General features: G+C 45.3%; 25 protein-coding genes. 13 read left to right on the top strand and 12 right to left on the bottom strand.

Annotated features, from left to right (window positions below; genetic code table 11):
* The first annotated feature begins 23 nt into the window (after window positions 1-23).
* From FME95_RS12555 to FME95_RS12530, 6 genes are all read left to right on the top strand, one after another.
* Complete coding sequence (locus FME95_RS12555) at window positions 24-455, top strand: NUDIX hydrolase (RefSeq protein ID WP_147714849.1); 432 nt, start codon at window positions 24-26, stop codon at window positions 453-455.
* A 283-nt stretch (window positions 456-738) separates the two neighbouring features.
* The gene (locus FME95_RS12550) at window positions 739-1,494 is read left to right on the top strand and encodes an SDR family NAD(P)-dependent oxidoreductase (protein WP_147714848.1); all 756 of its coding nucleotides are present in this window, start codon (window positions 739-741) and stop codon (window positions 1,492-1,494) included.
* A 261-nt stretch (window positions 1,495-1,755) separates the two neighbouring features.
* A complete protein-coding gene (locus FME95_RS12545) occupies window positions 1,756-2,439 on the top strand; it encodes a ZrgA family zinc uptake protein (RefSeq protein ID WP_147714847.1) in 684 nt (227 codons plus the stop codon).
* 106 nt (window positions 2,440-2,545) lie between these two features.
* A complete protein-coding gene (locus FME95_RS12540) occupies window positions 2,546-3,241 on the top strand; it encodes an ABC transporter ATP-binding protein (protein ID WP_147714846.1) in 696 nt (231 codons plus the stop codon).
* A complete protein-coding gene (locus tag FME95_RS12535) occupies window positions 3,238-4,497 on the top strand; it encodes an ABC transporter permease (protein ID WP_147714845.1) in 1,260 nt (419 codons plus the stop codon). Before FME95_RS12540 ends, FME95_RS12535 begins: the two co-directional genes overlap by 4 nt.
* A gap of 9 nt (window positions 4,498-4,506) precedes the next feature.
* Window positions 4,507-5,070, top strand: coding sequence for a DUF3299 domain-containing protein (locus FME95_RS12530; protein WP_147714844.1), 564 nt, complete (start codon window positions 4,507-4,509; stop codon window positions 5,068-5,070).
* A gap of 2 nt (window positions 5,071-5,072) precedes the next feature.
* Here FME95_RS12530 and FME95_RS12525 read toward each other — a convergent pair whose 3' ends face one another.
* Window positions 5,073-5,939 (bottom strand): DMT family transporter, encoded by an 867-nt coding sequence (locus FME95_RS12525; protein ID WP_246109379.1) that lies wholly within the window; start codon window positions 5,937-5,939, stop codon window positions 5,073-5,075.
* Between the two features lie 214 nt (window positions 5,940-6,153).
* Window positions 6,154-6,279, bottom strand: a complete 126-nt coding sequence (locus FME95_RS13795) for a hypothetical protein (protein ID WP_281289426.1) — start codon at window positions 6,277-6,279, stop codon at window positions 6,154-6,156.
* 482 nt (window positions 6,280-6,761) lie between these two features.
* Here FME95_RS13795 and FME95_RS12520 point away from each other — a divergent pair, with 482 nt between their 5' ends.
* A complete protein-coding gene (locus tag FME95_RS12520; RefSeq protein WP_147714843.1) occupies window positions 6,762-7,316 on the top strand; it encodes a flavodoxin in 555 nt (184 codons plus the stop codon).
* Between the two features lie 33 nt (window positions 7,317-7,349).
* Complete coding sequence (locus FME95_RS12515) at window positions 7,350-7,790, top strand: hypothetical protein (RefSeq protein ID WP_147714842.1); 441 nt, start codon at window positions 7,350-7,352, stop codon at window positions 7,788-7,790.
* A gap of 125 nt (window positions 7,791-7,915) precedes the next feature.
* Here FME95_RS12515 and FME95_RS12510 read toward each other — a convergent pair whose 3' ends face one another.
* Both FME95_RS12510 and FME95_RS12505 read right to left on the bottom strand, forming a co-directional pair.
* A complete protein-coding gene (locus tag FME95_RS12510; RefSeq protein ID WP_147714841.1) occupies window positions 7,916-10,972 on the bottom strand; it encodes an efflux RND transporter permease subunit in 3,057 nt (1,018 codons plus the stop codon).
* A 3-nt stretch (window positions 10,973-10,975) separates the two neighbouring features.
* Window positions 10,976-12,028, bottom strand: coding sequence for an efflux RND transporter periplasmic adaptor subunit (locus FME95_RS12505; protein WP_147714840.1), 1,053 nt, complete (start codon window positions 12,026-12,028; stop codon window positions 10,976-10,978).
* A 137-nt stretch (window positions 12,029-12,165) separates the two neighbouring features.
* Here FME95_RS12505 and FME95_RS12500 point away from each other — a divergent pair, with 137 nt between their 5' ends.
* Together FME95_RS12500 and FME95_RS12495 are read left to right on the top strand one after the other, a co-directional pair.
* Window positions 12,166-12,759, top strand: a complete 594-nt coding sequence (locus FME95_RS12500) for a TetR/AcrR family transcriptional regulator (protein WP_147714839.1) — start codon at window positions 12,166-12,168, stop codon at window positions 12,757-12,759.
* Window positions 12,740-13,711 (top strand): ion transporter, encoded by a 972-nt coding sequence (locus FME95_RS12495; protein ID WP_147714838.1) that lies wholly within the window; start codon window positions 12,740-12,742, stop codon window positions 13,709-13,711. The genes FME95_RS12500 and FME95_RS12495 overlap by 20 nt, the downstream gene beginning before the upstream one ends.
* Here FME95_RS12495 and FME95_RS12490 read toward each other — a convergent pair.
* Window positions 13,708-14,199: an NAD(+) diphosphatase gene (locus FME95_RS12490; RefSeq protein WP_147714837.1), complete on the bottom strand. Its 492-nt coding sequence runs from the start codon at window positions 14,197-14,199 to the stop codon at window positions 13,708-13,710. The two genes, FME95_RS12495 and FME95_RS12490, sit on opposite strands and share 4 nt — an antisense overlap.
* Window positions 14,200-14,436: 237 nt before the next feature.
* Here FME95_RS12490 and FME95_RS12485 point away from each other — a divergent pair, with 237 nt between their 5' ends.
* Entirely contained in the window at window positions 14,437-15,504 is a 1,068-nt protein-coding gene (locus FME95_RS12485) for a cache domain-containing protein (RefSeq protein ID WP_147714836.1), read from the top strand.
* Window positions 15,470-16,453, top strand: coding sequence for a cache domain-containing protein (locus tag FME95_RS12480; protein ID WP_147714835.1), 984 nt, complete (start codon window positions 15,470-15,472; stop codon window positions 16,451-16,453). Before FME95_RS12485 ends, FME95_RS12480 begins: the two co-directional genes overlap by 35 nt.
* Window positions 16,454-16,597: 144 nt before the next feature.
* Here the strand turns inward: FME95_RS12480 and FME95_RS12475 are convergent, their stop codons facing one another.
* On the bottom strand, window positions 16,598-17,446 hold the full coding sequence (locus FME95_RS12475) for a 3-hydroxyacyl-CoA dehydrogenase family protein (RefSeq protein ID WP_147714834.1): 849 nt from the start codon (window positions 17,444-17,446) through the stop codon (window positions 16,598-16,600).
* Between the two features lie 166 nt (window positions 17,447-17,612).
* Here FME95_RS12475 and FME95_RS12470 point away from each other — a divergent pair, with 166 nt between their 5' ends.
* On the top strand, window positions 17,613-18,104 hold the full coding sequence (locus FME95_RS12470; protein WP_147714833.1) for a YajQ family cyclic di-GMP-binding protein: 492 nt from the start codon (window positions 17,613-17,615) through the stop codon (window positions 18,102-18,104).
* A gap of 31 nt (window positions 18,105-18,135) precedes the next feature.
* Here FME95_RS12470 and FME95_RS12465 read toward each other — a convergent pair whose 3' ends face one another.
* The 6 genes from FME95_RS12465 to FME95_RS12440 form a co-directional block, all read right to left on the bottom strand.
* Complete coding sequence (locus FME95_RS12465; protein WP_147714832.1) at window positions 18,136-19,038, bottom strand: chemotaxis protein; 903 nt, start codon at window positions 19,036-19,038, stop codon at window positions 18,136-18,138.
* A 205-nt stretch (window positions 19,039-19,243) separates the two neighbouring features.
* Window positions 19,244-19,675, bottom strand: coding sequence for a Spy/CpxP family protein refolding chaperone (locus FME95_RS12460; RefSeq protein ID WP_147714831.1), 432 nt, complete (start codon window positions 19,673-19,675; stop codon window positions 19,244-19,246).
* Window positions 19,676-19,805: 130 nt separating this feature from the next.
* Window positions 19,806-20,528 carry a response regulator gene (locus FME95_RS12455; protein WP_147714830.1) on the bottom strand — a complete coding sequence of 241 codons (723 nt, stop codon included), beginning with the start codon at window positions 20,526-20,528 and terminating at the stop codon, window positions 19,806-19,808.
* Window positions 20,525-21,928 (bottom strand): ATP-binding protein, encoded by a 1,404-nt coding sequence (locus tag FME95_RS12450; RefSeq protein ID WP_147714829.1) that lies wholly within the window; start codon window positions 21,926-21,928, stop codon window positions 20,525-20,527. Before FME95_RS12450 ends, FME95_RS12455 begins: the two co-directional genes overlap by 4 nt.
* A gap of 83 nt (window positions 21,929-22,011) precedes the next feature.
* Window positions 22,012-24,081 (bottom strand): methyl-accepting chemotaxis protein, encoded by a 2,070-nt coding sequence (locus FME95_RS12445; protein WP_147714828.1) that lies wholly within the window; start codon window positions 24,079-24,081, stop codon window positions 22,012-22,014.
* A gap of 207 nt (window positions 24,082-24,288) precedes the next feature.
* On the bottom strand, window positions 24,289-24,732 hold the full coding sequence (locus FME95_RS12440; RefSeq protein ID WP_147714827.1) for a chemotaxis protein CheW: 444 nt from the start codon (window positions 24,730-24,732) through the stop codon (window positions 24,289-24,291).
* Between the last annotated feature and the right edge of the window lie 76 nt (window positions 24,733-24,808).

The raw sequence follows: 24,808 nt of genomic DNA, 5'->3' as shown, positions 1-24,808 counted from the left end.
TCAGTCTGAACAGGAACGCCTCGATGAATATCCGCAACATCGCACTTTGCCATATCGAACACAACGGCCGAATACTCGTATTTAAAGGTCACGACTCAGTCAAAGACATTACCTTTCATCGACTATTAGGCGGCGGTATCGAATTTGGCGAAACCGCGAAAGACACGGCGATTCGAGAATTAAAAGAAGAGATTAACGTCGACGTTGATATTCTTAGTCCGGCGACTGTTTTTGAAAATGTTTTTTCATTAAATGGCGAGCCGAGACATGAAATTGCCTTTTTGTTCGCCGGCCAATTCAAAAACAAAGATCTGTATGCCCAAGAGGAATTCATTGGTGATGAAAACGGCGAGCCATTCCGTGCATTCTGGGTATCGATTGATGAATTTTTAACCGGTCAGAAGAGGCTCTACCCTGAAGCCTATTTAAACTTTCTTAACAGGCTAAAAAGTTAGCATCAAACACTCATGCCAAGGCGGTATCAACAAGATTAAAATCCGCTTTATCGGCTGTGTTATATCAATGTCTGGTCAAACAACTTTTATTAGTGAACCATATAGTAATACAATAACACCAAGTGTTTAAGGTCAAATGTAGGCAGTCCAGCCTTAAGTTAAGGCCTGCCAACCATATTTAATGGTTCAGCCTTCCAATTGGAACCTCAGATGTTTGAATACATCTGTTCACTTTATGAATTTTTAAGGTCTAACAACCTATTCAATCAAGGAGCATATTAATATGTCTAAGCAAGTTGCATTAGTTACTGGCGCTACCGGCGGTATCGGTTTTCAAGTTTCAAAACGTCTAGCTGAAGATGGCTACACCGTTGTACTAAGTGATATCGACGATGCTAAAGGTGCAGAGCGCGTAGCTGAGCTAAAAGCAGCAGGTCTTGAAGCAGAATACGTTAACTGTGACGTAACTGACGAAAACGCTGTAAATACTGCCGTGACATCTGTCGGCGAGAAATACGGTAAAATCGACGTTGTTGTTAACAACGCTGGCGGCCTTGGCGGTCGTAGCCCAATCGAAGGCATGGAAACTGACTTCTTCCGCAAAGTAATGGCTCTGAACCTAGACAGCGCCTTCTTCGTATCTCGCGCTGCGATTCCTTTCTTAAAGAAATCAGACAACGCGTCTATCATCAACTTCACTTCTAACGCAGGCTGGAATGCTGGCGGTCCTGGTGCAGGCATTTACGGTACGTCTAAAGCGGCTGTTCATACTTTCACTCGTGCTCTTGCTAAAGAACTTGCTGAGTTCGGTATTCGTGCAAATGCAGTATCTCCAGGTACTATCGACACGCCTTTCCACGCTCAAATTAAAGCAACTAAGCCTGAAGTATTCGCTTCTTGGGCGAACAGCATTATGTTGGGTCGTTTAGGTCAGCCTGAAGAAGTTGCTGGTGTTATCTCATTCCTAGTAAGCAAAGACGCTTCTTTCGTGACTGCCGAAACTATCCAAATTGGTGGCGGTCAAGCACTAGGCATCTAAGCTTAGATAGGGTTTCGGCTTTCATCTTAAGACCAGCCGACACTAAAATTGAAAGCCGTAGCGTTAGCGCTACGGCTTTTTTTTATGCCTTAAAAAAACCGATAACCAATGATACATGCGACAAGAATAAAATCCGCTGCTTGACCCTAAATTGATACGTTGTATCATAGCCTAGATAAAAATCTGACGAAGAGCGTTCACCCATGGTGATGCTTTAACCACTCGACTGACACACGCTAACCATATTTTAGGAGCGTCTTAATGAACAAAATCACCCTGGCTTCAGCCATTGCATTGGCCACTTTAAACGTCGCACAAGCCGAAACAGAACGCCAACACGGTGCTCATGTACACGGCGCCGCTAAATTACTTATCGCCCAAGAAGGCGATCACCTGCAGGTTGTTCTTGAGTCGCCAGCTTACAACCTGATTGGTTTTGAACATATGCCAGAAAACGAAGAACAGTGGGAGCTTGCTCACCATGCTCGCCATACGCTTGAAGAAGGCGATGAATTGGTACAGTTCAGCAAACGCGCCAAATGTGAATTTGAAGCCGACGAAACACGTATTGAATCTGAAATCATGGATGAGGTGCGTGAGCACTTTCATGGTGACGAAGAACACGGCCACGACGAGCATGAGCATGATGAGCACGCACACGCGGAACATGATCATGAAGAACACGACCACGATGATCATGACGAACATGGGCACGACCATGACGAGCACGCGGAACACGATCATGATGAACACGAACACTCAGCTCATTCAGACATTCATGTTCATTGGACTTTCCACTGCGATAACGTTGACCGCCTAAAAGATGCCGATTTAGCATTATTTAAAGCGTTCCCGCTCTTTGAAGACATCGATGTTGAATATATCATCGGTGAGAAGGTTGGCCTGATCGAAGCAGACGCTAAACATAACCGCGTCAAATTCTAACCATCCTTAACGACTGCGACTAAAAAGGGGCATCAAGGCCCCTTTTTTTACTGTGTGAGACTCAGACCAACAGAGCGATTTATCAGCCAATTACAGGTAGGTGAACATGAGTGCTATATCGATCGACGCCCTGCAGCACCGCTGGCCGGGACAATCCACGCCGATACTTTCAATTGATAATTTGCACATAAACGAAGGCGATCGATTTTTTATTCAAGGAGCCAGTGGCAGCGGTAAAAGCACACTACTCAATATACTCGCCGGTGTATTAACACCCTCAACAGGTCAGCTATCCATACTTGGGCAAAACTTCAGTCAATTATCAGCCTCGGCTCGTGATCAATTCCGGGCGGATAACATCGGTTATATTTTCCAGCAGTTCAATCTGCTGCCTTATTTGTCGGTTATCGAAAACGTTCTATTACCATGCCATGCCTCCAAAGCTCGCGCTCAAAAGGCAACCGATCAATACGGCTCACCGAGCAAAGCAGCCGAGTACGCACTCGACAGCTTAAACATTCCAAAGCCTTTGTTTCATACCTCTGTCATGCGTTTATCCGTCGGCCAACAACAAAGAGTCGCTGCCGCTAGAGCGCTCATTGGCAACCCTAAAATTATTATTGCAGACGAACCCACTTCGGCCTTGGACCAAGAAAACGTTGGCCACTTTATGGAAACCTTGCAGCAAAAATGCAGCGATATTCAAGCAACATTACTGTTTGTCAGCCATGACAAACAGCTGTCTCGATTTTTCGATCAGCAACTCTCGTTAACAGCGCCGAAGCAGGATGCAGCCTTATGATGTTATTGCGACTCACCTTAAAAAGTCTGGCGAATCGAAAGGCAACTCTCTGGATGACATTAGCCATGCTAGTCACCAGTAATCTGTTACTGCTAACCGTTGACCGATTACGAATTGATACCCGCGCCAGCTTTGCCAATACCATTTCGGGTACCGACCTAATTATTGGCGCTCGTACCGGCAGTCTAAATTTACTGCTCTATTCTGTGTTTCATATGGGTAACGCAACCAACAATATTAGTTGGCAAAGCTACCAAGAGCTCACGGATAGAAAAGAGGTTAAATGGGCAGTGCCTATTTCATTAGGCGACTCCCACCAAGGTTTTCGTGTTGTTGGAACAAGTACAGATCTATTTAAGTATTACCAATACGGCCGCCGCCAATCGCTGGCGTTCGATAAAGGCGTACCGTTTAATCAAGTCTATGACGTCGTACTCGGCGCTAAGGTCGCAAAAAGCTTAGGTTACAAAGTCGGTGATCAGATTACTGTTGCACATGGCTTAGGCAAAACCTCCTTTACCACACATGATGATAAACCCTTCACCGTCACCGGCATTCTTAAAACCACCGGCACGCCGATTGATAAATCATTATTTGTCTCATTAGAAGCCATTACCGCTATCCACGTTGATTGGAAAGCGGGTGTGAAAATACCCGGATTAAACATCAGCGCCGAACAAGCACTCACCTTAGACCTAACGCCCGAAACCATTACGGCAGCGATGATTGGCCTCGATTCACGATTACAGCTGTTCAATTTCCAGCGTTACGTCAATAACTATCGCCAAGAGCCGCTGTCAGCGATCATTCCAGGAACCGCCTTAGCTCAGCTATGGCAACTTATCGGCATCGCAGAAAACGCGCTGATGGCGGTTTCAATTATTGTCGCCTGTACTGCATTACTGGGAATGACAACAGTAATTTTAACCAGCTTAAATGAGCGGCAACGCGAAATGGCAGTGCTGCGCGCAATCGGCTTATCGTCACCAAAAGTTGCCACTCTTTTAGTGATTGAATCTGGGTTTTACGGCCTCAGCTCTATCGTTATTGCTTACCTGTTGCATTGCGTATCAATCTTTACATTAGCCCCAACAATTCAATCCAACTTCGGTATAAACTTAAGCCTCTCAGTGCCCTCAGTTTCATTGTGCCTAACACTTATTGGCTTCTTGCTAGCCTCTTTTTTATTAGGCTTAATACCGGGTATTAATGCGTATCGGCGGTCATTAGCAGACGGCCTCATCATAAGGCGATAGGGATAAAAGATGTTGTTGCTTAATCGAATCGAGTTACTTAACCAATCCAAGAAAATCCTGCTATCAGCAAGCTGTATTTTTTGTTTTTCGCTCGCCTTTGCAGCCTCTAAATATGAAGAAATCACTTGGGATAAACTCATGCCCAAAGATTTTGACCAATACACTATGTACGATGCTTTGGATTTCTCATCCTACAATATTCAAACCCTCGGCGATGATGACCCAGAAGCGCAGCGGCTCTATGCTGATCTAATGGCCATTCACGAACATACTCCGATGGAACCTTCCATCGAAGGCTTAGACGCAAAACTTCCCGGTTTTATTGTGCCGCTAGAAATGGAAGATGATTTAGTCACAAGCTTTTTTTTAGTGCCTTATTACGGCGCTTGTATTCACACACCGCCGCCGCCGCCAAACCAAATGGTGTATGTTGAAACCGACGGAATTAAGTTAAAAAGCTTAGAAGACCCTGTTTGGGTGAGTGGCCGAATTGAATTAGAAAAAGTGACTAACGAAGTTGGTATTGCTGGCTATGTTATGCACACCAACCTCGTTGAAAGCTATTATAAATAACTCTAATTTGATTTTTTCAACACCAGAGCAATGCCTGTTAATGTAATCAACGTTGATACAACAAGCCGCCAGCTGAAGCTATCTGATGCAAACAAAATTCCTCCAAGCGACGCCAACGCTGGCACCAATAGTTGTAAGCTGCCAGCTTGCACACCATTAAGGCCACGTAAGGCGCTATACCAAATGGCGTAACCAATGCCAGACGCTAAAGCACCCGAAGCCACAGCAAGTAAAACCCCTGCACTGCTGAGCCAGAGCTGTTGTTTTATCATTAAGTACGCAAAGAGCAGCACGCATAGCGGCAGCGTTCGTAAAAAGTTATAGCTGGTATCAGCGAGCGGATCTTTCGATGCTCGGCCTGCCAGGGTATATAAAGCCCAAGCTGCGCCACTAACCGCCATTAACACAACGCCGACAATAGAAGGTGTACTCAACAGCGGCCACATTAAATAGAACAGACCCGCCATTGCCAACAAGACCCCTAACACAGCGATCAAATGGGTTTCTACACCCTGATAGCGAGCGGCAAAAAACATCACAATCTGCACACAGCCGAATAACACCAAGGCACCAGAACCGGCATCTAAATGCTGATAGGCGTAAGCAAAACTTAAGGCGTAAACAAACAACCAGAATGAGGCTAACCAACTGCCTTTAGTGACGCTGGCTGTTTTCTTTGGTCGAATAGTCATCAGTAACGCCAACATTAGGATTGCACTGAGTAACCTTATGAGAACAAAGCTGCCAGGATCCATCGTCGGCATACTTGGCAATAAAGCCATTCGTGCAAAAACTGAATTGGCAGCAAAGAAAATTAACGCAGCAAATGCAAGCCCGAGTATGCGCAATGGCGGGTTGGTTATATTCAAATGGGAATACCTCAAAATAGCATGAAGGATAAGCAAGACAGGTTTGTCAGTTGGGTTATGACCGATGATTAGCCGTTAAGTTCACAGTTAAGCTCTTAGAACGGTCTGACACAAAGAAAACAGGTTAGGGATAATAGCAATCAACTGCGATGGGGTGTAAATATAAGTAAGAAGGTTAGTAAGGGCTGGCAAAACCAGCCCAAATATTAAGACCTTATAAATGCAGGTCAGAATGGATTAACGCGCCTTTAACAGTCCATGCGATCGGCTGCATGATTAAAGGTTTTGTTTTAGGCTTGTTATTTTTTTGTTTTTTTGCCATCTGTTTAATATTTTTCATATCAAAGTCCTCTGGTTAGTTCTAAAGCGAACCAATACCTAGGAAGTGGCAATGGTGCTTTAGACTTTTGAGTTAAAGTTCATAGGTTGCACCTCTTCAGTGGGAGCTTGGTTAAGATATATTCGCAGTGTTAAGTACAGCTTCATTGACCAAATAGTCTGTAGAACCCCTAACCTTTGAATAACTGAAACACACGGAGTAACCACTTAATAACCCCTGTGCCATTGGCTCATAACTAACTGAGCAAAATAATCCTAGCACAACTTCTTTCAGCTGGCTTAGTCCCTTTAGATGATAAAACGCCGTTCTATACCTTATTTTTAACCGAAAACCACATCTTTAAAATTCTAACAGTCATCCAAATCTCTAGCCGATCACAGCCAGTGCCTGCGTGGGCAGCATCAATATCAGACGATGCACCACGCAACCATTGAAAGTGATAATCATTCCCACTATTATGCAAGCATTAATGGGGGAACAACATGCAACTATCCGAATTAAACGTTGGCCTAATTTTTGGTACCGACACTGGCAACACTGAAGACGTTGGCACGCGTATTCAAACTGAAATGCAAAAACACGGCGTCGAGGTCGAATTAATCAATATTACCGAGGCCAGCCCCGAGGTTTGCGAAACCTACGATTTCTTGATTTTTGGCATTCCAACGTGGGACTTCGGTGGTATCCAGCAAGACTGGGAAGAAGCTGAGGAAACCTTTTTAACCGCTAACTTAACTGGGAAAATTGCCGCACTGTACGGTCTTGGCGACCAATTTGGCTACGGCGATTTCTTTTTAGATGCCATGGGCTGGCTGCATGAACGTGTGGTTAAAACAGGCGCTACCGTGATTGGCTTTTGGCCAACCGAAGGTTATGAATTTACCGAGTCGCAAGCCGTCAACGATGAAAAAACCGAATTTTGTGGCTTAGCAATCGACGAAGACCAACAGTTTGAACTCACCGATGAACGCATCAGTAAATGGGTTGAACAGCTGGTTAACGAGTGCGCTGAACTGTTGCAAGAATTGTCTGCTTAATTGACTTAGACAAAAGCACAACTGGAGAAGGCTATGAAGTTTTTGTGTGATCAACATCGGGCTGTTGTCAGCCAGTGTATTCATAAAGCCAAACGTTCATGGCAGCACACTCTATTGAGTGCACGCAATTATGCGGATAAGCAAAACTGGCAAATGGCTTTAATTTATAGCGGTAACAGCTTTGAAATTGCCGAGATTATTTTGCTTAGCCAGCCGTGTGAACAAAATATTGAGCGCTACCTACAAACCTCTATAGAGTTTGCTCATGCATTACGTAACTGCCACAGCCGTAGCAATGCGTTGGCACTTTATGACTTGGTGTTTAGTCAGCTTAACAATCTCGATTGTAACATCGACATCAATACCAAAATGCAGCCGCTTAAGGATGTTTTGTTCGAGCCAATCGACTCCGTTAATCTCTGGATGTCTAAGTGGCACCACCTAATTGGCGCTAAGCCTGAACAACTGCATTAACGCCTACCAGTCATTTTTATTAATTAATCCCAAACGAAAAGGGCAGCTCAAATGAGCTGCCCTTTTTAATATGCTTTTTAATACAGCATCCGACAAATGAATGCGGACACCAGCAAAACGCAAGGTTATATAGTGCGCTTAGCTCGATGGAAAGTAATGTACAACACCGGTACCGCTATCAGAGTTAATAGCGTTGCAAAGCCTAAGCCGAAGCTGATGACAACCGCCATATCTTGGAAAAATGGATCACCCAACAACGGTACCAAACCTAAGATAGTTGTAATCGCAGCCATCATAACCGGTCGCAAACGACTCACTGCGGCATCATACATTGCACGATAGTGATCCTTACCCGAAGCCAACTCAACATTCACTTGATCAATCAATACGATACCGTTTTTCACTACCATACCCGTCAGACTTAACTGGCCAATAAAGCCCATAAAGCCAAATGGGATATCGAGCAACAACAGTCCTGTCACAATGCCAATAAGCGACAGCGGCACGCAAATCCAAACCGCGGCAGTTTCCAAGAAGGAGTTAAATAACAAAATGGTAATGATCACCATAAACAGGAAGCCCATCGGTACCAATTTTGCCATATTCGTTCGTGCTTCTGATGATGCTTCATATTCACCACCAAAGGCCATGCTATAACCATTCGGTAATTCAATCGCTTCAATATCAGCACGCACCTGTTGAAATAGCTGATCCGCAATAAACGGACTGTCTAACGCTGGGTCAGCTAAAACGGTAATGGTTCGCTCACGGTCTTTATGTTCTATATTTGGATTTTCCCAAACAACATTAAAACCATTGGTCACTTCGGTAATCGAGATATAACGACCATTTGAATAGAGTTGAATGTTAGCTAACTGATCAACACTGCCGCTTTCTTCTTCCGACAACATTAATTTAATTGGCAACAAATCCGTTCCATCACGATACACGCCAACAGTTTGTCCTTCTGAAAAAGTCAGCAAGGCTGTTTCAAAGTCGTTCTTGGAAATACCTAGCTCAGCACCCTTCTCGACATCAAAAATAGGCTGCAATACTTTCACCGGCTGACGCCAGTCATCACGAATTTTATCGAGATTATCGTTTGCTCGATAAATAGTTTTCACTTGCTCAGCAAGCTCACGTAACACCTGAGCATCCTCACCTTGGAAGCGCACTTCAATATCCGCAGCCGTTGGTGGCGCCAAGGCCATGCGTCGCAATTTCACAAACACTTCTGGTTGATTCTCAGCCAAATAGCTTTCTATGTCGGCTAGCAGGTCTGGAATATCTTCGGATTCAAAAGCGCGCACCACTAGCTGAGCGCTATTCGTATCCGACTCAATTGCAGAATAAGTCAGTACATAACGAGGCAAGCCACCATTGATGGTTGAAGCGACAAAATCAACTCGCTGATCTTCATTCAAATAGCTACCTAGCTGTGCAGCCTTTTCTGTCGTACTTTCCATGCTGTGACCGGTTGGATAACGTAGCTCAACATAAAAAATAGGCGTCGAAGAAGCAGGGAAAAAGGCCTGCTTAACGCTACCAAAGCCAATAATGGCGACAAACAACATCAGCACCATAGCGCCAATGGTAATCCAACGATGGCCCATGGCTGCCGACAGCAGACGTTTAAATAGAGTGAAAATGACACCGCCATAAGGATCTTCTGAATCTGCAGTAACAAACGACTTGTCCTTAAACAACAGGTCGCAGAAGAACGGTGTGATTGAGACCGCCGTAAACCAACTGATCATCAAACTAATTAATAACACCCAGAACAATGAGCCAACAAACTCACCCATACTGTCAGGTGATAAACCAATCGGTGCAAATGCAGTAACTGCAATTACAGTCGCACCCAGCAACGGCCATTTTGTTTGTTTAACAACATCACTCGCAGCTTGCAGCTTAGTACGGCCTTTTTGCATGCCAATTAAAACGCCTTCAACTACAACAATGGCATTATCTACCAACATGCCTAGCGCAATGATCAAACCGCCTAACGAAATACGTTGCAGTGCAATGTTGGCTATATCCATGACAATAAAGGTACCGAAGATGGTAACGGTCAATACCAGGCCAATTAAAAAGCCGGAGCGTAAACCCATAAAGACCAACAGCACCAATACTACGATAACAACGGCCTGTAGCAGGCTAAATAAAAAGCCATTAACGGCCTTATCAACTTCGTCGCCTTGGAAGTAAATAGGCTGATAATCAACACCTAACGGAATAACATCGGCCAGCTGCGCCATTTCTGCGCGCACCTGATCGCCAACCTCAACAACGTTAACACCCGATAAAAAAGAAACCCCTAAGGTAATAGCTGGCTTGCCTTGAAACTGAATAATGTGGCTGCTGGGCTCAGTATAGGCTCGGCTGATCGTTGCTATATCTCTCAGCTTAACGGTTTTCCCTGAGGCGCTAGTAATGTTAAGAAGACCCAACTCCTCAACAGATTCAAACTCACCGGATGGACTCAGGCGAAGGTATTCTTCTCCGATAGTGATATAGCCAGAGCTATTAACAACATTCTGTTCGCTCAATACCGAAGCAATTGCTTCAATGGGAATACCCATCGACGCAAGATTTTTAGTCGGCACTTCAATGCGAATTTCTTCAGTCTGATCACCAGCAATCACAACTTTAGAAACGCCATCAACCAAGGCCAAGCGCTGGCTAACTTCGGTGACAATGCTATCCAGCTCGGCATAACTAAAGGTGTTTTCTTCACTAGCGACAAAGGCATATAGAATGCCGTAGACGTCGCTAAAGTCATCGACCACGATCGGCGAGCCTACGCCGGGTGGAAAATAAGGTTCTAGATCCCCGACCTTTTTACGCACCTCATCCCAGACCTGATTCAAAATCTCACCTGGTACGGTATCTTTTAATAGAACATTCACTTCCGACAAACCGGCCGAGCTGGTTGATGTTATCTCATCAACATACGGCATGTTCTGCATTTCGGCTTCCAGCAAGTAGGTCACTTCATCCTCGACCTGCTCAGGTGTTGCACCTGGGTAACTGGTAAAGATGTTCACTTGCTTAATAGAAAACTCAGGATCTTCTAACTGACCCAGATTAAAGAAAGCCATTACCCCGCCAACGAGCAGGATAGCCGTCACCATCCAGCTGGTGACTTTCTTTTCAATAAAATACTTTGCGACATCAACCATCGATTATTTACCCGCCCAAACAGTCACCTGTTGGTTTTCAGTTAATTGATGCACGCCAGCAACAACGATCTGCTGTCCAGCACTCAGCCCTTCGAGTATTTCAATACCGTTTTCAGATAGTGCACCCAACGACACCACTTGGCGTACAACTCGATCACCGTCCAATAGCCAAACACTCGGCTGCTGTTGTTGTAAAAATACCGCCTGGTTAGGGACCACTATCGTGGTGCTATGAGATTTCTTATCTAAAAATAGCTCAACCGTGGCATCCATACCCGGCAAAACATTGATCGATTTATCTTCCAAAAGCGGCATCGTCAAGGTGACATCGTAACCTCGCGTTGTGGTATCCGATTCGGTAGAAAACTCCTTAACCTCGGCTACAAATGCTTGTTCTGGGAAGGCATCGAAACGTACCGTAATTGGCGATAGCTCATTTACATTGGTACGAGCAATGATGTCGCTCGGTAATTGGAAGTCGACCAAAATAGCCTGTTGCGATTGCAGATAAATCAATGGTGATTGCGGCGCAACAAACTCATGTAACTCAGGAGTGACTCGAACAATAACACCGTCGTAAGGTGCAACTAAGGCCGTATCAGCCAAGCTATTTCGAGCCTGCTGCAATGCGATGTTAGCTAGGTCTAGCTGCGCACGAACATTATCAAGATCAGCTTGAGTGGAGGCACCCTTTTTAAACGAAGAGTAGACTCGGTTATAGGTCGCCTGCGCCAAGGTTAAATTAGCTTGAGCCTGCTCATAACCAAGCTGATAATCGGTAGCATCGATCTGCAACAGTACCTGACCCTGCTTAACCTTATCGCCAGGCTGAAAATAAATCGCCTCGACCTGACCGCCAACCTTAGTTGCCAAGTCCGCCGCCGATGATGCCACGACTTTGGCTGGGAACTGTCTAGATTGAACTTGAAACTTGCCTGACACCTCTGCAACTTTCACTGGACTTGATGCCTCAGCTGTACCAGAAACTGCTTGTAACGCCAAAAATAACGTTATCGCTACCAAGACGACAACGCCTCCACCAAGTCTTGAACTCATATCCACTCTCCAATTTATAGTCAAATTCGCAAGAAACGACTTTTACGAAACATATGTATTAAAATTTTCAGGCAATATAGGGGCTGATATGGTAGCTTTCAATCCTATAAATTAAGCACTGAGACAAATATAGACATATGTACCGAAAAAGCACGGACAAACGCGTACTTCAATCCGCTGAAGCTCTGTATCAGGCTGTGTTAACTCTGATGCAAGACAAAAAATATGAAAAGATTGGCATCAAAGAGGTGTGCGAGGTTGCCGGTATTGGTCGCGCAACCTTCTATCGCAACTTTGACTACGTTGACGATATCTTCCGATACAAGCTGGCAACAACCTTCAGCCGAGGTAAGTCCTGCCACTTTGGCAGAGAGAAGGGGGTTGATGAAAGCTTTCGTTCCGATCTGGTAACATTTTTCGATTTTTGGCGAGGCGAATGCGAACTGCTCGAAAACGTGCTCAATGCCAACCGCTGGGGACTGTTTCAAGAGCAATTTATGTTAGCGACACAGTTTAAGTTGGATCAAATGATAGAGCTCTATCAGCTCACCGAAACGGAAATCGCCTATTTTAGCACCTCCATGTACACCTCGGTCAGCACGCTACTTAAAACCTGGCTTGCACGCGGAAAAACAGAAACCTCCGAACAGCTGGTCGATCTGCTTAACTTAACTCATGAGCTTTATCAAAAACAAAAGGAACACTACCATCGTGCTCCAGCCACTACGTAAATCCACGGCTAGAATTCTCAGCGTAGATGGTAATCATCGCTACAGTCGCATTGTCGATCTTGTGCTCATTGGGCTAATCGCACTCAATGTACTGGCGATCATTTTAGAGTCGGTTACCGAGTTTGAACAACAGCACCAGCTCGCACTGCAACTCTTCGATTATTTTTCAGTGAGCGTTTTTACGATCGAATACCTTCTGCGCGTTTGGTCGTGCGTTGAATTGGCTGGCTACGAAGACGACACGCCGGCAAAAGCCCGCTTAAAATATATCTTCACACCATTGGCGGTATTCGATTTTCTCGCCATTGCTCCGTTTTATCTTGCCTTCTTTATCTCGTTAGACCTTCGCTTCTTACGTGTTGTCCGATTATTGCGTGTCTTTAAGCTCACTCGCTATTCCGGTGCGATGAACCTAGTGCTCGATGTATTTAAAGAGGAATCGAGCGCCTTTTTTGCCGCCTTCTTTGTACTTATTACATTGCTGATTCTGGCATCAAGCGGCATCTATTTAATTGAACACGATATCCAACCGGAGGTATTTGGCAGCATTCCTGACGCCATGTGGTGGGCGATGGCAACATTGACCACCGTCGGCTATGGCGACAGTGTTCCTGTCAGTGCAGGAGGAAAAATTTTTGGCGGTTTAATCACTATTATCGGCATGGGCATGGTCGCGTTACCTGCCGGTATTTTGGCCTCGGGCTTTATAGACCAGGTTCACCGCCGACGATCACTTTACAGCAACCAACTAGAGCAAGTATTTGGTGATGGCGTTATCACCGAAGAAAAACAAAATAATTTAGAACGATTACGAGAACAGCTAGGGCTGTCCGAAGAAGATGTTGAAATCCTAACCCTAGAGTATTTAAAAAAATATCCCTCCAAAGACCTTCGTTGCCCTCATTGTCATCAACCATTTTTTGACAATTCTCATAACCAGACGAAATCCTAAGGTTGTTTTGAATCTAGCCAGTGCATAAAAAATCGTTTTGCTAAGCTGTTCGGGCGAATCCCTTCGACAGCATCTTCGAGCTTGAACCACTGCGCTCGATCAACTTCAAAATTTGTCACCAACTCCACCGAGTTTTTTGCCCGACAGGAAAAATTCAACATCAGAGTATTACTGCTTTCAAAATATTCGCTTTTATTAAAACGGATATTTTCTATCGCAAGTCCGACTTCTTCTTTAACTTCGCGTGCGGCGGTCTGTTCTGCTGACTCACCCTTGCTGATATAACCAGCAACAAGGATAAAGCCTTCTCGCCCATATTGTTCTATGAACAATGTTTTTTCTTCTTGTTCATCCAAAATAATCAAACTAACAGCAGTGTTAAAAATCGGAAAACGATAGGCTTCACATGCTAAGCAATAAGGAATTACGCCTTCTTCTGGATGTTGTTTTTCGCTCAGTTTTGCGCCGCATTCAATGCAATGTTTCATGAAACTCCCTTATTTTTTTCATTCAAAAAAGTGTAACAAAAATATCCGTTTGTTGTTCAGTGAACTCTAACCAACTTATTCTGGTTAATCGCTAAATAAATGCCTCATTAAAAGAGTAAAGCAACCGATAACACTATCAACTGTGCAACATTTAACCAATAATAAACCAGCACATGATGCTCTGATCGATACTAAAAATAGACACCACCTGTCATTTATTTCTTAGGAAGCAGTTGAATGGACAACCTAATTGCGGCTTATAAAAGTCGCTTGCAATCCGCACTGCCAGATATCGCCCGTTATCACTCTCGACTCAGTGCTTTAAATGATTGGTGGGGGAAAATCACGCTTATCGGAAAAATAAACAGCTATAATATAGCGACAACGATCCTATCGGATATGCTCGATACTCGAAAGAAATTTACTAGATTGCAACAGAGCCTAATCGAAAACCTAGTTCAAGAGCAGATCGCAAAACAAACACTGGATAATTCGCAACGCGCACAGGTGGCGGTCGACCTTCTCATTCGCAATCTATTCGAACGAACCGCAGATGTTGGCTTTCTTGCCACTGACTCAGACATTCGAAATTTTCTCTTAGCAAACAACGATAACAGCAGGCTTGAAATAAAAACCCGCTTAAAACAATACGTAAAAAAGTACAGCGTTTATGACGAAATTATTATTTTAGATAGCCACGGCAATGTCATGGCGCATCTAAACGACGACAACCCGATCACGCATTGCCAAGATCCATTAATTCAACAAACCGTTAGTAGTAAAGACGACTACATCGAGACATTTCGCTATAGCGACTTACAACCCAATCAATCAGCTTCACTAATCTACTCTTGTAAAATTACCGCCAACAGCAGTCTATCGGCACCGGTACTCGGCGTGCTCTGTTTATGTTTTCGTTTTAACGATGAAGTGAGCGGTATCTTTAATCGACTGCTGCCAAAAAACAGCAACAGTATTTTAATGCTGGTCGATAACGAGCAAAAAATCATTGCCAGTAGCAATACTCAATTCGCGGCGATAAACAGTCAGATGTCGACAACAATCGGCAATAAGATCGCGCTCTTAGCTGGTACGGAATACCTCATCAGTACAGCCAAAACTCAAGGCTACCAAAATTTCTTTGGTTTAGGTTGGTCAAGCTGTATGGCATCGCCGATACAAGCTGAGCGCAAGGAGCTAAGCAAAGCAAATAACAACAGCCAACTGCATTCGGGCATAACCGAGTCGACGCTGTTTTCTGATCAGCTAAATGACGTACGGCGGCAATCTCTACTTAGTCAATGAAGACCTGCGGCTATTAGTCATTAACGGTAAAATTACCGCCGCTCGTCGTGAAGCCGCCGAATTCATTCCAGTATTAGAAGAAATACGTCAAATAGGCGAGCAAACCGCTACGGTTTTTAATGAATCGATTAACGACTTGCAACAAACGGTGCTGTTAACCCGGCTAAATCAAGTCGCTTTTCAGGCTTCACTTGCTGTCGATCTGATGGATAGAAATCTCTATGAACGCGCTAACGACTGCCGTTGGTGGGCACTCACATCAGCATTCAGGAGCCTGTTAACAAAGCCCCTTGATGATCAAGGTAGGCAACAGATCACCGACATCTTGGTCTATATAAACGACCTTTATACAGTCTATACCAACCTTTATGTTTACGATTCGGATCGCGTCATTATTGCGGTTTCCAATAATCAACAAGCCGCCATGGTCGGCCAGCAAGCAAGTCTTCAAAGTGGTGCTGGAACAACATTAAGCATGACGAACAGCCAAGCCTATTGCGTTTCATCCTTTGCGGCTTCTGACTATTACAGCAACGAGTTTACCTATATTTATAACGCGGCTATTTTTGCACCCGAGGATCACAACCAAGCTATTGGCGGTATCGGCATCGTGTTTGATAGCACGCCAGAATTCCAAGCAATGCTAAACGATGCGCTGCCTAAAAATGACCAAGGCCTGCCATTTAATCAAAGCTTTGGTCTGTTTACCGACCGATCCGGCAATGTCATCGCGGCGACAGAGAATAAAGAACAAATTAAAGCGGGAGATAAAATTGAACTGGAAGATCAGCACGTACAATTGCAGGCTGGTCAACATGAGGCTCACATCAGCCATTTTGACAATGAGCGCTACTTAATTGGCTGCGCGGCCAGTGAAGGCTATCGAGAATATAAAACCACTGGTGATTATGACAACGATGTACTGGCGTTAATTTTTATGCCCGTTTAGCACGGGCTAAAAAGCGCAACCGATAACAACAAAAGCCACCGGCACACTATAAAACCCTATTAATCCCATAGATTTTGATCACTAACCATAGTTCTTGATCACCAACTAGAGTTCTTGATCACCAACCATAGGCGTGAACACCTATCAGTAGGTATAAAAGCCTCGGCCGGTTTTTTCACCTAAATAACCGGCATCGACCATCTGTTGCAATAATGGACAAGGGCGGTATTTAGAATCCTGAAAGCCAGAGTGCAGCACGTTCATTACCGAAAGGCAGATGTCTAAACCAATACTATCGGCCAAGCGTAATGGCCCAACCTGATGACCACGACCGAGTTCCATAACCGTATCGATATCTTCCGCACTGGCAACGCCTTCATAAAGCGCATAGGCCGCTTCATTGATCATCGGTATTAATAAACGATTTGAAACAAAACCTGGATAGTCTTTAACTTCTACTGGCGTTTTATTGATCTGCTCACTTAATGCCAATAATGCCTGATAGGTTTCATCACTGGTCTGCAAAGCACGAATCAATTCAACCACATCTCGTTCTGCCGCTGGTTTCATAAAGTGCATGCCCATAAAACGATCGGGACGTTTGGTGGCTGCAGCCATACGAGTAATCGCAATGGCACTGGTGTTAGACGCTAAAATCGTGTGCTCAGGGCAGATGCGGTCGATACTCTGGAACAGCGCGATTTTTGTCGGCTCTTCTTCACTGACCGCTTCCAAGATTAGGTCACAGGCTTTAAATACTTCGAGCTGCGTCGATGTATGCAATTTTTCTGCTGCAGTTGATGCCTGTTCAGCGCTGATGCGCTTGGCTGCTAGGGCTTTTTCGAGGCCTTGCTGAATGTCACTAACCGCTCTTTGCAAATGGCTTGGCTGGTTATCAACCAAATGGACTTCAAATCCATTTTGAGCAAACACCTGGGCAATACCTGCGCCCATTGTTCCTGCCCCTATCACGCCAATTGTCGCTATCGTCATTGCTTATCCTCACCATCGCTTTGGGTTAATCACATTTACATCGCTATTCTAATATAACTAACCCGATCAACAACCGTTAGTCGTCAGATCAACTTTGCTGCAGTAAACCTAATGCTCAGAGTTTTGATATACTGGCAGCAACTTAATTTTACTAGCGGATAGCAACATGCCCTCTTTTGATATTGTTTCTGAAATTGACAAAATTGAACTTAAAAATGCAGTAGATAACGCCACTCGTGAACTGGCGACTCGTTTTGACTTTCGTGGCGTTGATGCCAGCATCGAACTCAGCGGCGAAAACACCATCGTGCTGAAATGTGAATCTGACTTTCAGGTCCGTCAGCTAGAGGATATTGCCGCCAGCAATTGCGTTAAGCGCGGTATCAGCGCCGCTTACGCTGAAGTTGAAGACACGCCCATCCATACAGGCAAAACCTTCACCCTGAACATGAAATTTAAAAATGGCTTAGAACAGCCGACTGCCAAGCTTATTGTCAAACTGATTAAAGAGAAAGGCCTTAAAGTTAAAGCCAATGTTCAGGGCGAAAAAGTACGTGTGGAAGGCAAAAAACGCGACGACTTACAGAGCGTTATAGCAATGTTGCGCGACGAAAAAAAGGTCACTCAGGACCTTCAATTCACCAACCGAAAAGATTAATAACGCCGTTATAGCAAAGCATCGACCGCGGTTATTCTCCGCGGTTTTTTATCACCTGCTTGGCACCCTCGATCATCGATGAGGCAAGTTCTTTAGCATCGAACTTGGTTAAGGCTTCGTTTGCACCGACCTGATGCGCCTGACTAACACTGATTTCACTCGATAAAGAGGTGTGCAAGATTATATAGGCTCCGGCCAGCTTATCGTCGTTGCGAACCTCGAACGCCAATTCATAACCATCCAACCCTGGCATCTCAATATCGCTGACTAAAATATCGATCGGACTATTGTCTTCGGCATAACGGTGCATTATTTCGAGCGCCAATGAGCCATCACCGGTTACCTCAAACGGCACATTTAATTCGCCTAAGACATCGGTCAATTGCTTTCGTGCGGTACGAGAATCGTCAACCACGAGGATGTTCATTGACCTCAACAGCTCTCGCTCAACATCCGTCACCGTCGCCACGGTTGTTTTCGACTGAATACCATAAATTCGGCTAAATAGAACTTCGACATCCATCAACTGAATAATTTCACCATCCACCTCGACGGTGCCAGTGATGAACACATCTTTACCTAATGTCGGTTCTGGCGGCTTAATCGCACGCCAGTTAGCTTCAATGATTTTCTCAATGCTGCTGACCAAAAAGCCTGCTAATCGGCGCTGACAGTCGGTCACCACGATGTAGGATGATTCCAACTTACTTTGAGGAATCGGCTGGCTGCCAATCGTAGCGGCCATATCGATCACTGGAATGGTTTTATCTCGAATCGTCACCGCACCAGAAATACCCGCTTGCTGATGTGCCATAGCAGTGATCGGCCGATAAGGGACCAGTTCTCGCACTTTCAGTGTGCCAATGGCAAATTTTTGACCATTGTGCAACTTGAACAACAGTAGTCCTTGGGAATGATGGGCTTTTGAAGACAAAATACTTTCCTCAATTAAAAAGCTAGAGATAACGACGTTATCGACCGATTATACATTTATTAAACCGATGATTCTGTTTAAACGCTCTCATATTCATAATAAGAACGCAGACACAAAAAAAGCCATCGCTGATGGATGGCCTTGGCAAATAACCCAATAATTGTTAGAAACTTACTATCTGGGACTTTCGATCCCGAAGATCAATCTAGCTGCGATTGCCACCTTCTTTGTTTCTTGGGCCTTTCTGTGAGTGCGCTTCAAAGTAGGTCACGAAATCTTCAGTTTGGTCTGCGCTGAGCACCTTATTAAGCTCATCGGTTAAACCTTCAATCATCGCCTCACGGTGTGCCTGACGGATCTCAGCCATTTCTTCTCGGCTTGGGCGATCTTCGGCATCGCGGCGTTCTTCACGAGCGGCTTTACGTTGCTCGTCTGCTTGGTCGCGAAACGCTTGTAAAACTGCGTTCACGTCCGCTTGCTGTTCTTCGGTCAGTGCTAACTCAGTGAAGATATAATCTAAATTCACATTGTCTCGGCGTGGCCCTTTATCGCCTTCTTTTGCAAAAGATGACACGGCACTGGTTGCTAAAATAATGGCTAAACCACCTGCGGCTAGTTTTTGCTTCATTGTTGTCATAATCGTTCTCCTAAGTTTTTATTTCTGTCTTTGCTTTCGACAGGACTTAGTATCGGAAAACATATTGCACAAAATATGGAAGAAATAAGAAACCTCAACACCATTGCGCTGACATTTGACCTCATTAGCATCACTCAGCCTGGCTCTGAGACGTGCTCACATCCGGCTCAACATTGTATCGATAGCCAGCGCCATAAATAGACTGGATGTAATTATGCTCTGGATTAATGTCGTTCAATTTTTTGCGCAGCTTTTTAATGTGGCTATCTACAGTTCTATCTGAAACCACTCGACGGTCGTCATAGATGCCATCAATAATTTGATCGCGAGAAAATATCTGCCGAGGGTGCTGACGTAACAGCAGTAACAATCTCACTTCAACGATGGTCAATTCAGTGCAACGTTCACCAAAGCAGGCTCGAGTATCGTTTTCAGAAATCGACAACTGAACCAATGACTCCTGCGCTGCCACCTGGCTTGGCTTGGCAGCGTGGCCGTAACGACGAACCACCGCCTTTACTCTGGCGACCAGCTCACGCAAGCTAAAGGGCTTACACAAATAGTCATCCGCACCTATTTCTAGCCCGATTAAGCGATCGATTTCCTCAACCTTAGCGGTGGTCATAATAACCGGCACATCGCTGACTTTTCTCAGCTCTTTGCAGATATCCAAGCCATCCTTACCGGGCAGCATAAGATCCAAAACCACCAGATCTGGCGTATGTTGCTGAAGCCAATCACTGGCTTCATCGCCTCGATTAATCACTGTGACCTCAAAGCCCGCTTGCTTTAAATAGTCTCGTTCTAAATCTGCTAAGTGCTGTTCGTCTTCGACGATTAAGATGTGATTCATTTTTCGCTTTCCTTGACGCAAGGTAACGTCAGGCTGATCAACAATCCGCCCAACTCGCTTCGGCGGGCCTCTATCTGCCCCTGATGCGCTTCAACAATATTTTTGGCGATCGCCAAGCCAAGGCCCGATCCACCAGATAACCGGCTGCGAGACTCATCGACTCGGTACAGTCGATCAAACAACTTATCGAGATGTTCAGGCGCAACGGACGGCGCAGAATCCTGCCAGTGCAATTGAATATCGCCAGCGGCTTGAGTGATGTCTATTCGTAACTGTCCTGGCTGCTGTGCCGAGCCTTCGGTGTAACGCAGTGTATTTTGCGCTAAGTTAGTCAACAGCTGCGCTAAACGCTGTACGTCACCATCCAGTTCAATCAGCTCTGTGCCGCTGCTCAGTACTACGTCGATATATTGATTCTCAAAGCTAGTTTTGAATTGTCCGATTACCTGCTCAGTTAATTCACGCAGATCAACTCGTTCAAAGCGGTAACTCAGTGCTCCTGCATCGGATTGAGACAGCTGGTGTAAATCATTGACCAGCTGCTTGAGCCGCTCGGAATGCGTGTAGAGCGTCGCCAACCAAGTATCGTCCACTTGCCGGATGCCATCCTGTGCCGCTTCTATATCGGCCTGCAGTACCGCTACCGGCGTGCGCAACTCATGCGCTATATCGCTGACCCACTGTTGCCGATCACTCTGAGCCTTACGCAACACCAAAGCCATCTGGTTAAAGTCTGTGGCTAATTGGCCTAATTCATCCTGACGGTCATTGCGCACCGTGACATTGAAATCACCGCCACTTAACTGGCGCATTGCATGAGTAATACGTTGAATGGGCTGCACTAACCAGCCTGAAAAGGGAATGGCAAAGCCTGCGGCAATTACAAAGACCAACAGGCCGATAACGTACAGCTGCTGGCGCAACTGATTAACAAAAATAGCGTCACTTTGCGCATCAAAGCGGCTGTTGAGTTCGACACCTAATTGGCCAAACACTCGCTGGCGACTGTTTTCAATGGGCAGCCAAATGATCTTATGGCCGTTCGGTGGCCGACCATAAACAGGCCGACCTTGTGCATCCCTAATGCGCAGCTGATCTGCATATCCCGGCCGAAAGCTTCGTTCTTGCACGCGAGGACCGTTATTAGAATTGCTGCTGTTTTCAAGCAAGCTAATGATGCTAGTTGGCTCATCGCGCAACCACTTCCAATTACCTTCGCTTTCATAGGCCAGCGCAATACGCTCGATCAGCACCGACAGCCGCTTCTGCTCGCGCTGCTCAACGTAATTGGAAAAACTGCGATTGAAGCTGAAGGCGTTGAACGACAACAGCAACAACACCATCACGCCATTTGTGAGTAGAATAAGAGCGAACAACTTAGTTCGAATGGAATTAAACATAGGTCTTTTTGTACGCTTAAATTAAGGGTTAGATAAATCTAAGCATAACCAACAAATGTGCAAACAACATGCACGGCGTTGGCTTAACTCTGACGTTCTATGTTAAAGGCGGTGATCATTGATTGCAGCCGATCAGAGACCTCGGCGACATCGGCAATATTGGCAGCAACGTCACTAACTTCTTGTTTGGCATCCTCTGCGGCATCCGAAATCGCAACCACCTGCTGATTAATTTCTTCTGCCGTCAACGCCTGATCGCTAGCAATATTGGCAATGTGATCACTGGATCGGCCTAGTTTTTCAATCGACTGGTTCAGCTCTAAAAATATCGACATTAACTCAGAGAATCGCTCATCGTTATCATTCGCCATCACTGAACCCTCTTCAATTGCCGCGCTGGCATCGATAACCGAACGGTTTAATTCAGCAATGAGCGCATCGATCTCACTGGTCGAGCTTTCGGTGCGATTGGCTAAGCTGCGCACTTCATCTGCAACGACAGCAAATCCTCGGCCCTGCTCACCCGCACGCGCCGCCTCAATAGCTGCGTTTAATGCCAAAAGATTAGTTTGCTCGGCAATGGAACGAATCACTAATAGTATTTGTTCAATGTTTCCTACCGCTTCACTGGTGCGGCCAATCAGACTGACCGCCGTACTCAAATGCCCGCGTAACGCCGAAATGCCCTGCTGACCGGTGCGCATATTTTGATCGGCGTTAGTAGAAAGATGATTGACTAACACCACCTCTTCCTTCGCGGCTACCGCGGAGTCAGCAACAACCGTCACGGTATGCGTCATTTCTTGCATCGATGTGGCAATGGAGTTTAGCTCGTTGGCTTGCAGCTCGACCTGTTGCAAGGTTTTATCGGAACTGGCCTGTGTCGAGACGCTGACTTTGGATAGATGATCTGAGCCCTGCTTTATCGCAGTAATCATCTCTGTTAACCGATGATTGACCTGTTCTGTAGCGGCAGAAAGCTCGCCAAATTCGTCGTTGCTATGGCGCTTAAAGCGATAGCTCAAATCGCCATTTGCCAGCTTTCGCAACGCTTGCATCATCAGTTTCAGAGGCTTGCGAATAGACTGTAAGACCAGTAAGGAAATCAACACTGAGACTACGACAGCCACCACCGAGCTGAACATGATCATCAAAATTGAACGCTGCATGCTGCGCTCAATATCTTTGGCAATTAACTGAGAATAAAGGTTTGCGTGCTCGTTTAATTCAATCACCGCGTCTAGGGTTGCGCCGATACTAACATCGGCCTGCTCTAAATTGGTTTGCGCCTGCTGCTGTAGACGAATCGCCTGCGCGCGAGCCACCAGCAAGCCATCTTCTGCAACCACCAAACGTTCTATCGAGGCTGTCATCTGATCGACAAATTCTGCATCTTCACGGAAAGCTTCGTTTTCATACACCAATTGCAACAAGGCATAGGAATATTGCAAATGATCGGCCTGCCAATCGCCAAACTTCTGCTCCGCCTCATTCAGATTTTCTAGCGTCATAGCCAAATCGAGATCTTTGATGACATTAAAGCTGGTTAAAAAAGAAGAATAGAGCTCAGCCAGAACCAGCAGCTGTTCATCGCCAAAAGCCTTCCAGATCAGTTCATCGAAATAGGCGTCTAGCGTCGCCTCTACTTGAGTTAACTCTTCACTGATCGCTTGCCGTTGCTGTTCCAGCTCTAACTGTTGCCGTTTGATCGACGCTGCCGACTCAACCTGCAACCAGATAGTTTCTATCGCCTGCTTTTCTTGCTCAATATCAGCATCACTGGCGTAGCTAAATTTTGAATCTTGACTGATATAGGAAGCGACAGCAGTTAATGCCGCTTGGATTAATTGCTTTTGTTGATCGGCCTCAGCCAAGACGCTCTGCACACCTTCGGTGGTGGTTTGCTCGGTGGTTTTTTTGAAATCCGACAAAAAAACCAGCAGTGATGATTGTACCCGCGTCGTTTCTTGCAACATCGACTCAGACAAAGACACCAGCTGCTTCATTGTTTTTTGGGTATGGTGATAATCACTAATCGACTGAGTAGCAATAAACAGCAGCATCAAAACAATGGCCGCAAAGCCGGCAATTAATTTACTTGCAACACTGATCGGTAATTCTTGGAGAGACTTTATTGAGAACAGACTCGGCATAACGCATCCTCAAAAACAGCAGTTCTTAGATAAAACAGAGACGTCCTAAACGGCCGCCTCTCATCTGACAAACTTGGATACGTATAAATAGGAAGGGTAAACGCTAATAGGTTACATCCAGCGGTTCACTGCAAGCTTGAGATCAATTAGCTCATATCGACTAACTAATAAGCGCCAACTAAGCTAATAAGTGCTAACTAATCGATACTAGTTAGTATCTTCCAGTGTGCCGACATCGGTAAATTGAGCCATTAACTGCTCAAGAGCATGAGGATTCACCATCTGATAAAGGCGATCTTCCCGTGTCAACGTACCCTGAATATAGCCACCTGCCATATTTGAATCCATTTCGTCGACACTAAAGTACTGAACCCCTTCAACCTTATCTACAGCCAACCCGACTCGACTTTCAGGAAAATCTAGTACCAGCATAAAACTTGGGTCGTCGACACTGCCAATGCCGTTCATTTGCAAAACATCCATCACAGCTAAGGTTTCACCACGCAGGCTTACCATGCCCATTACGCCGGTAGCTTGGCTTGGTACTGGATTAAGTGGCTGCCAAGGCACGACCTCTTTAATCAGCGTTGCTGGGAAAGCCAGTGGTTCACCATTTAATTGCACCACTACCCACATTTCGGTTGTTGCCATGAGCAACCTCCAACTTGTAATAAAAGAATATTATTCAGCCTAGTGCGCCTTGCGTGAGCTAGCAAACACTAACTGA

The sequence above is a fragment of the Reinekea thalattae genome (assembly GCF_008041945.1).
Taxonomy (GTDB): Bacteria; Pseudomonadota; Gammaproteobacteria; order Pseudomonadales; family Natronospirillaceae; genus Reinekea; species Reinekea thalattae.
Note: the sequence above shows the minus strand (reverse complement) of the source record. Positions and strands in the feature narration are given on the sequence as shown.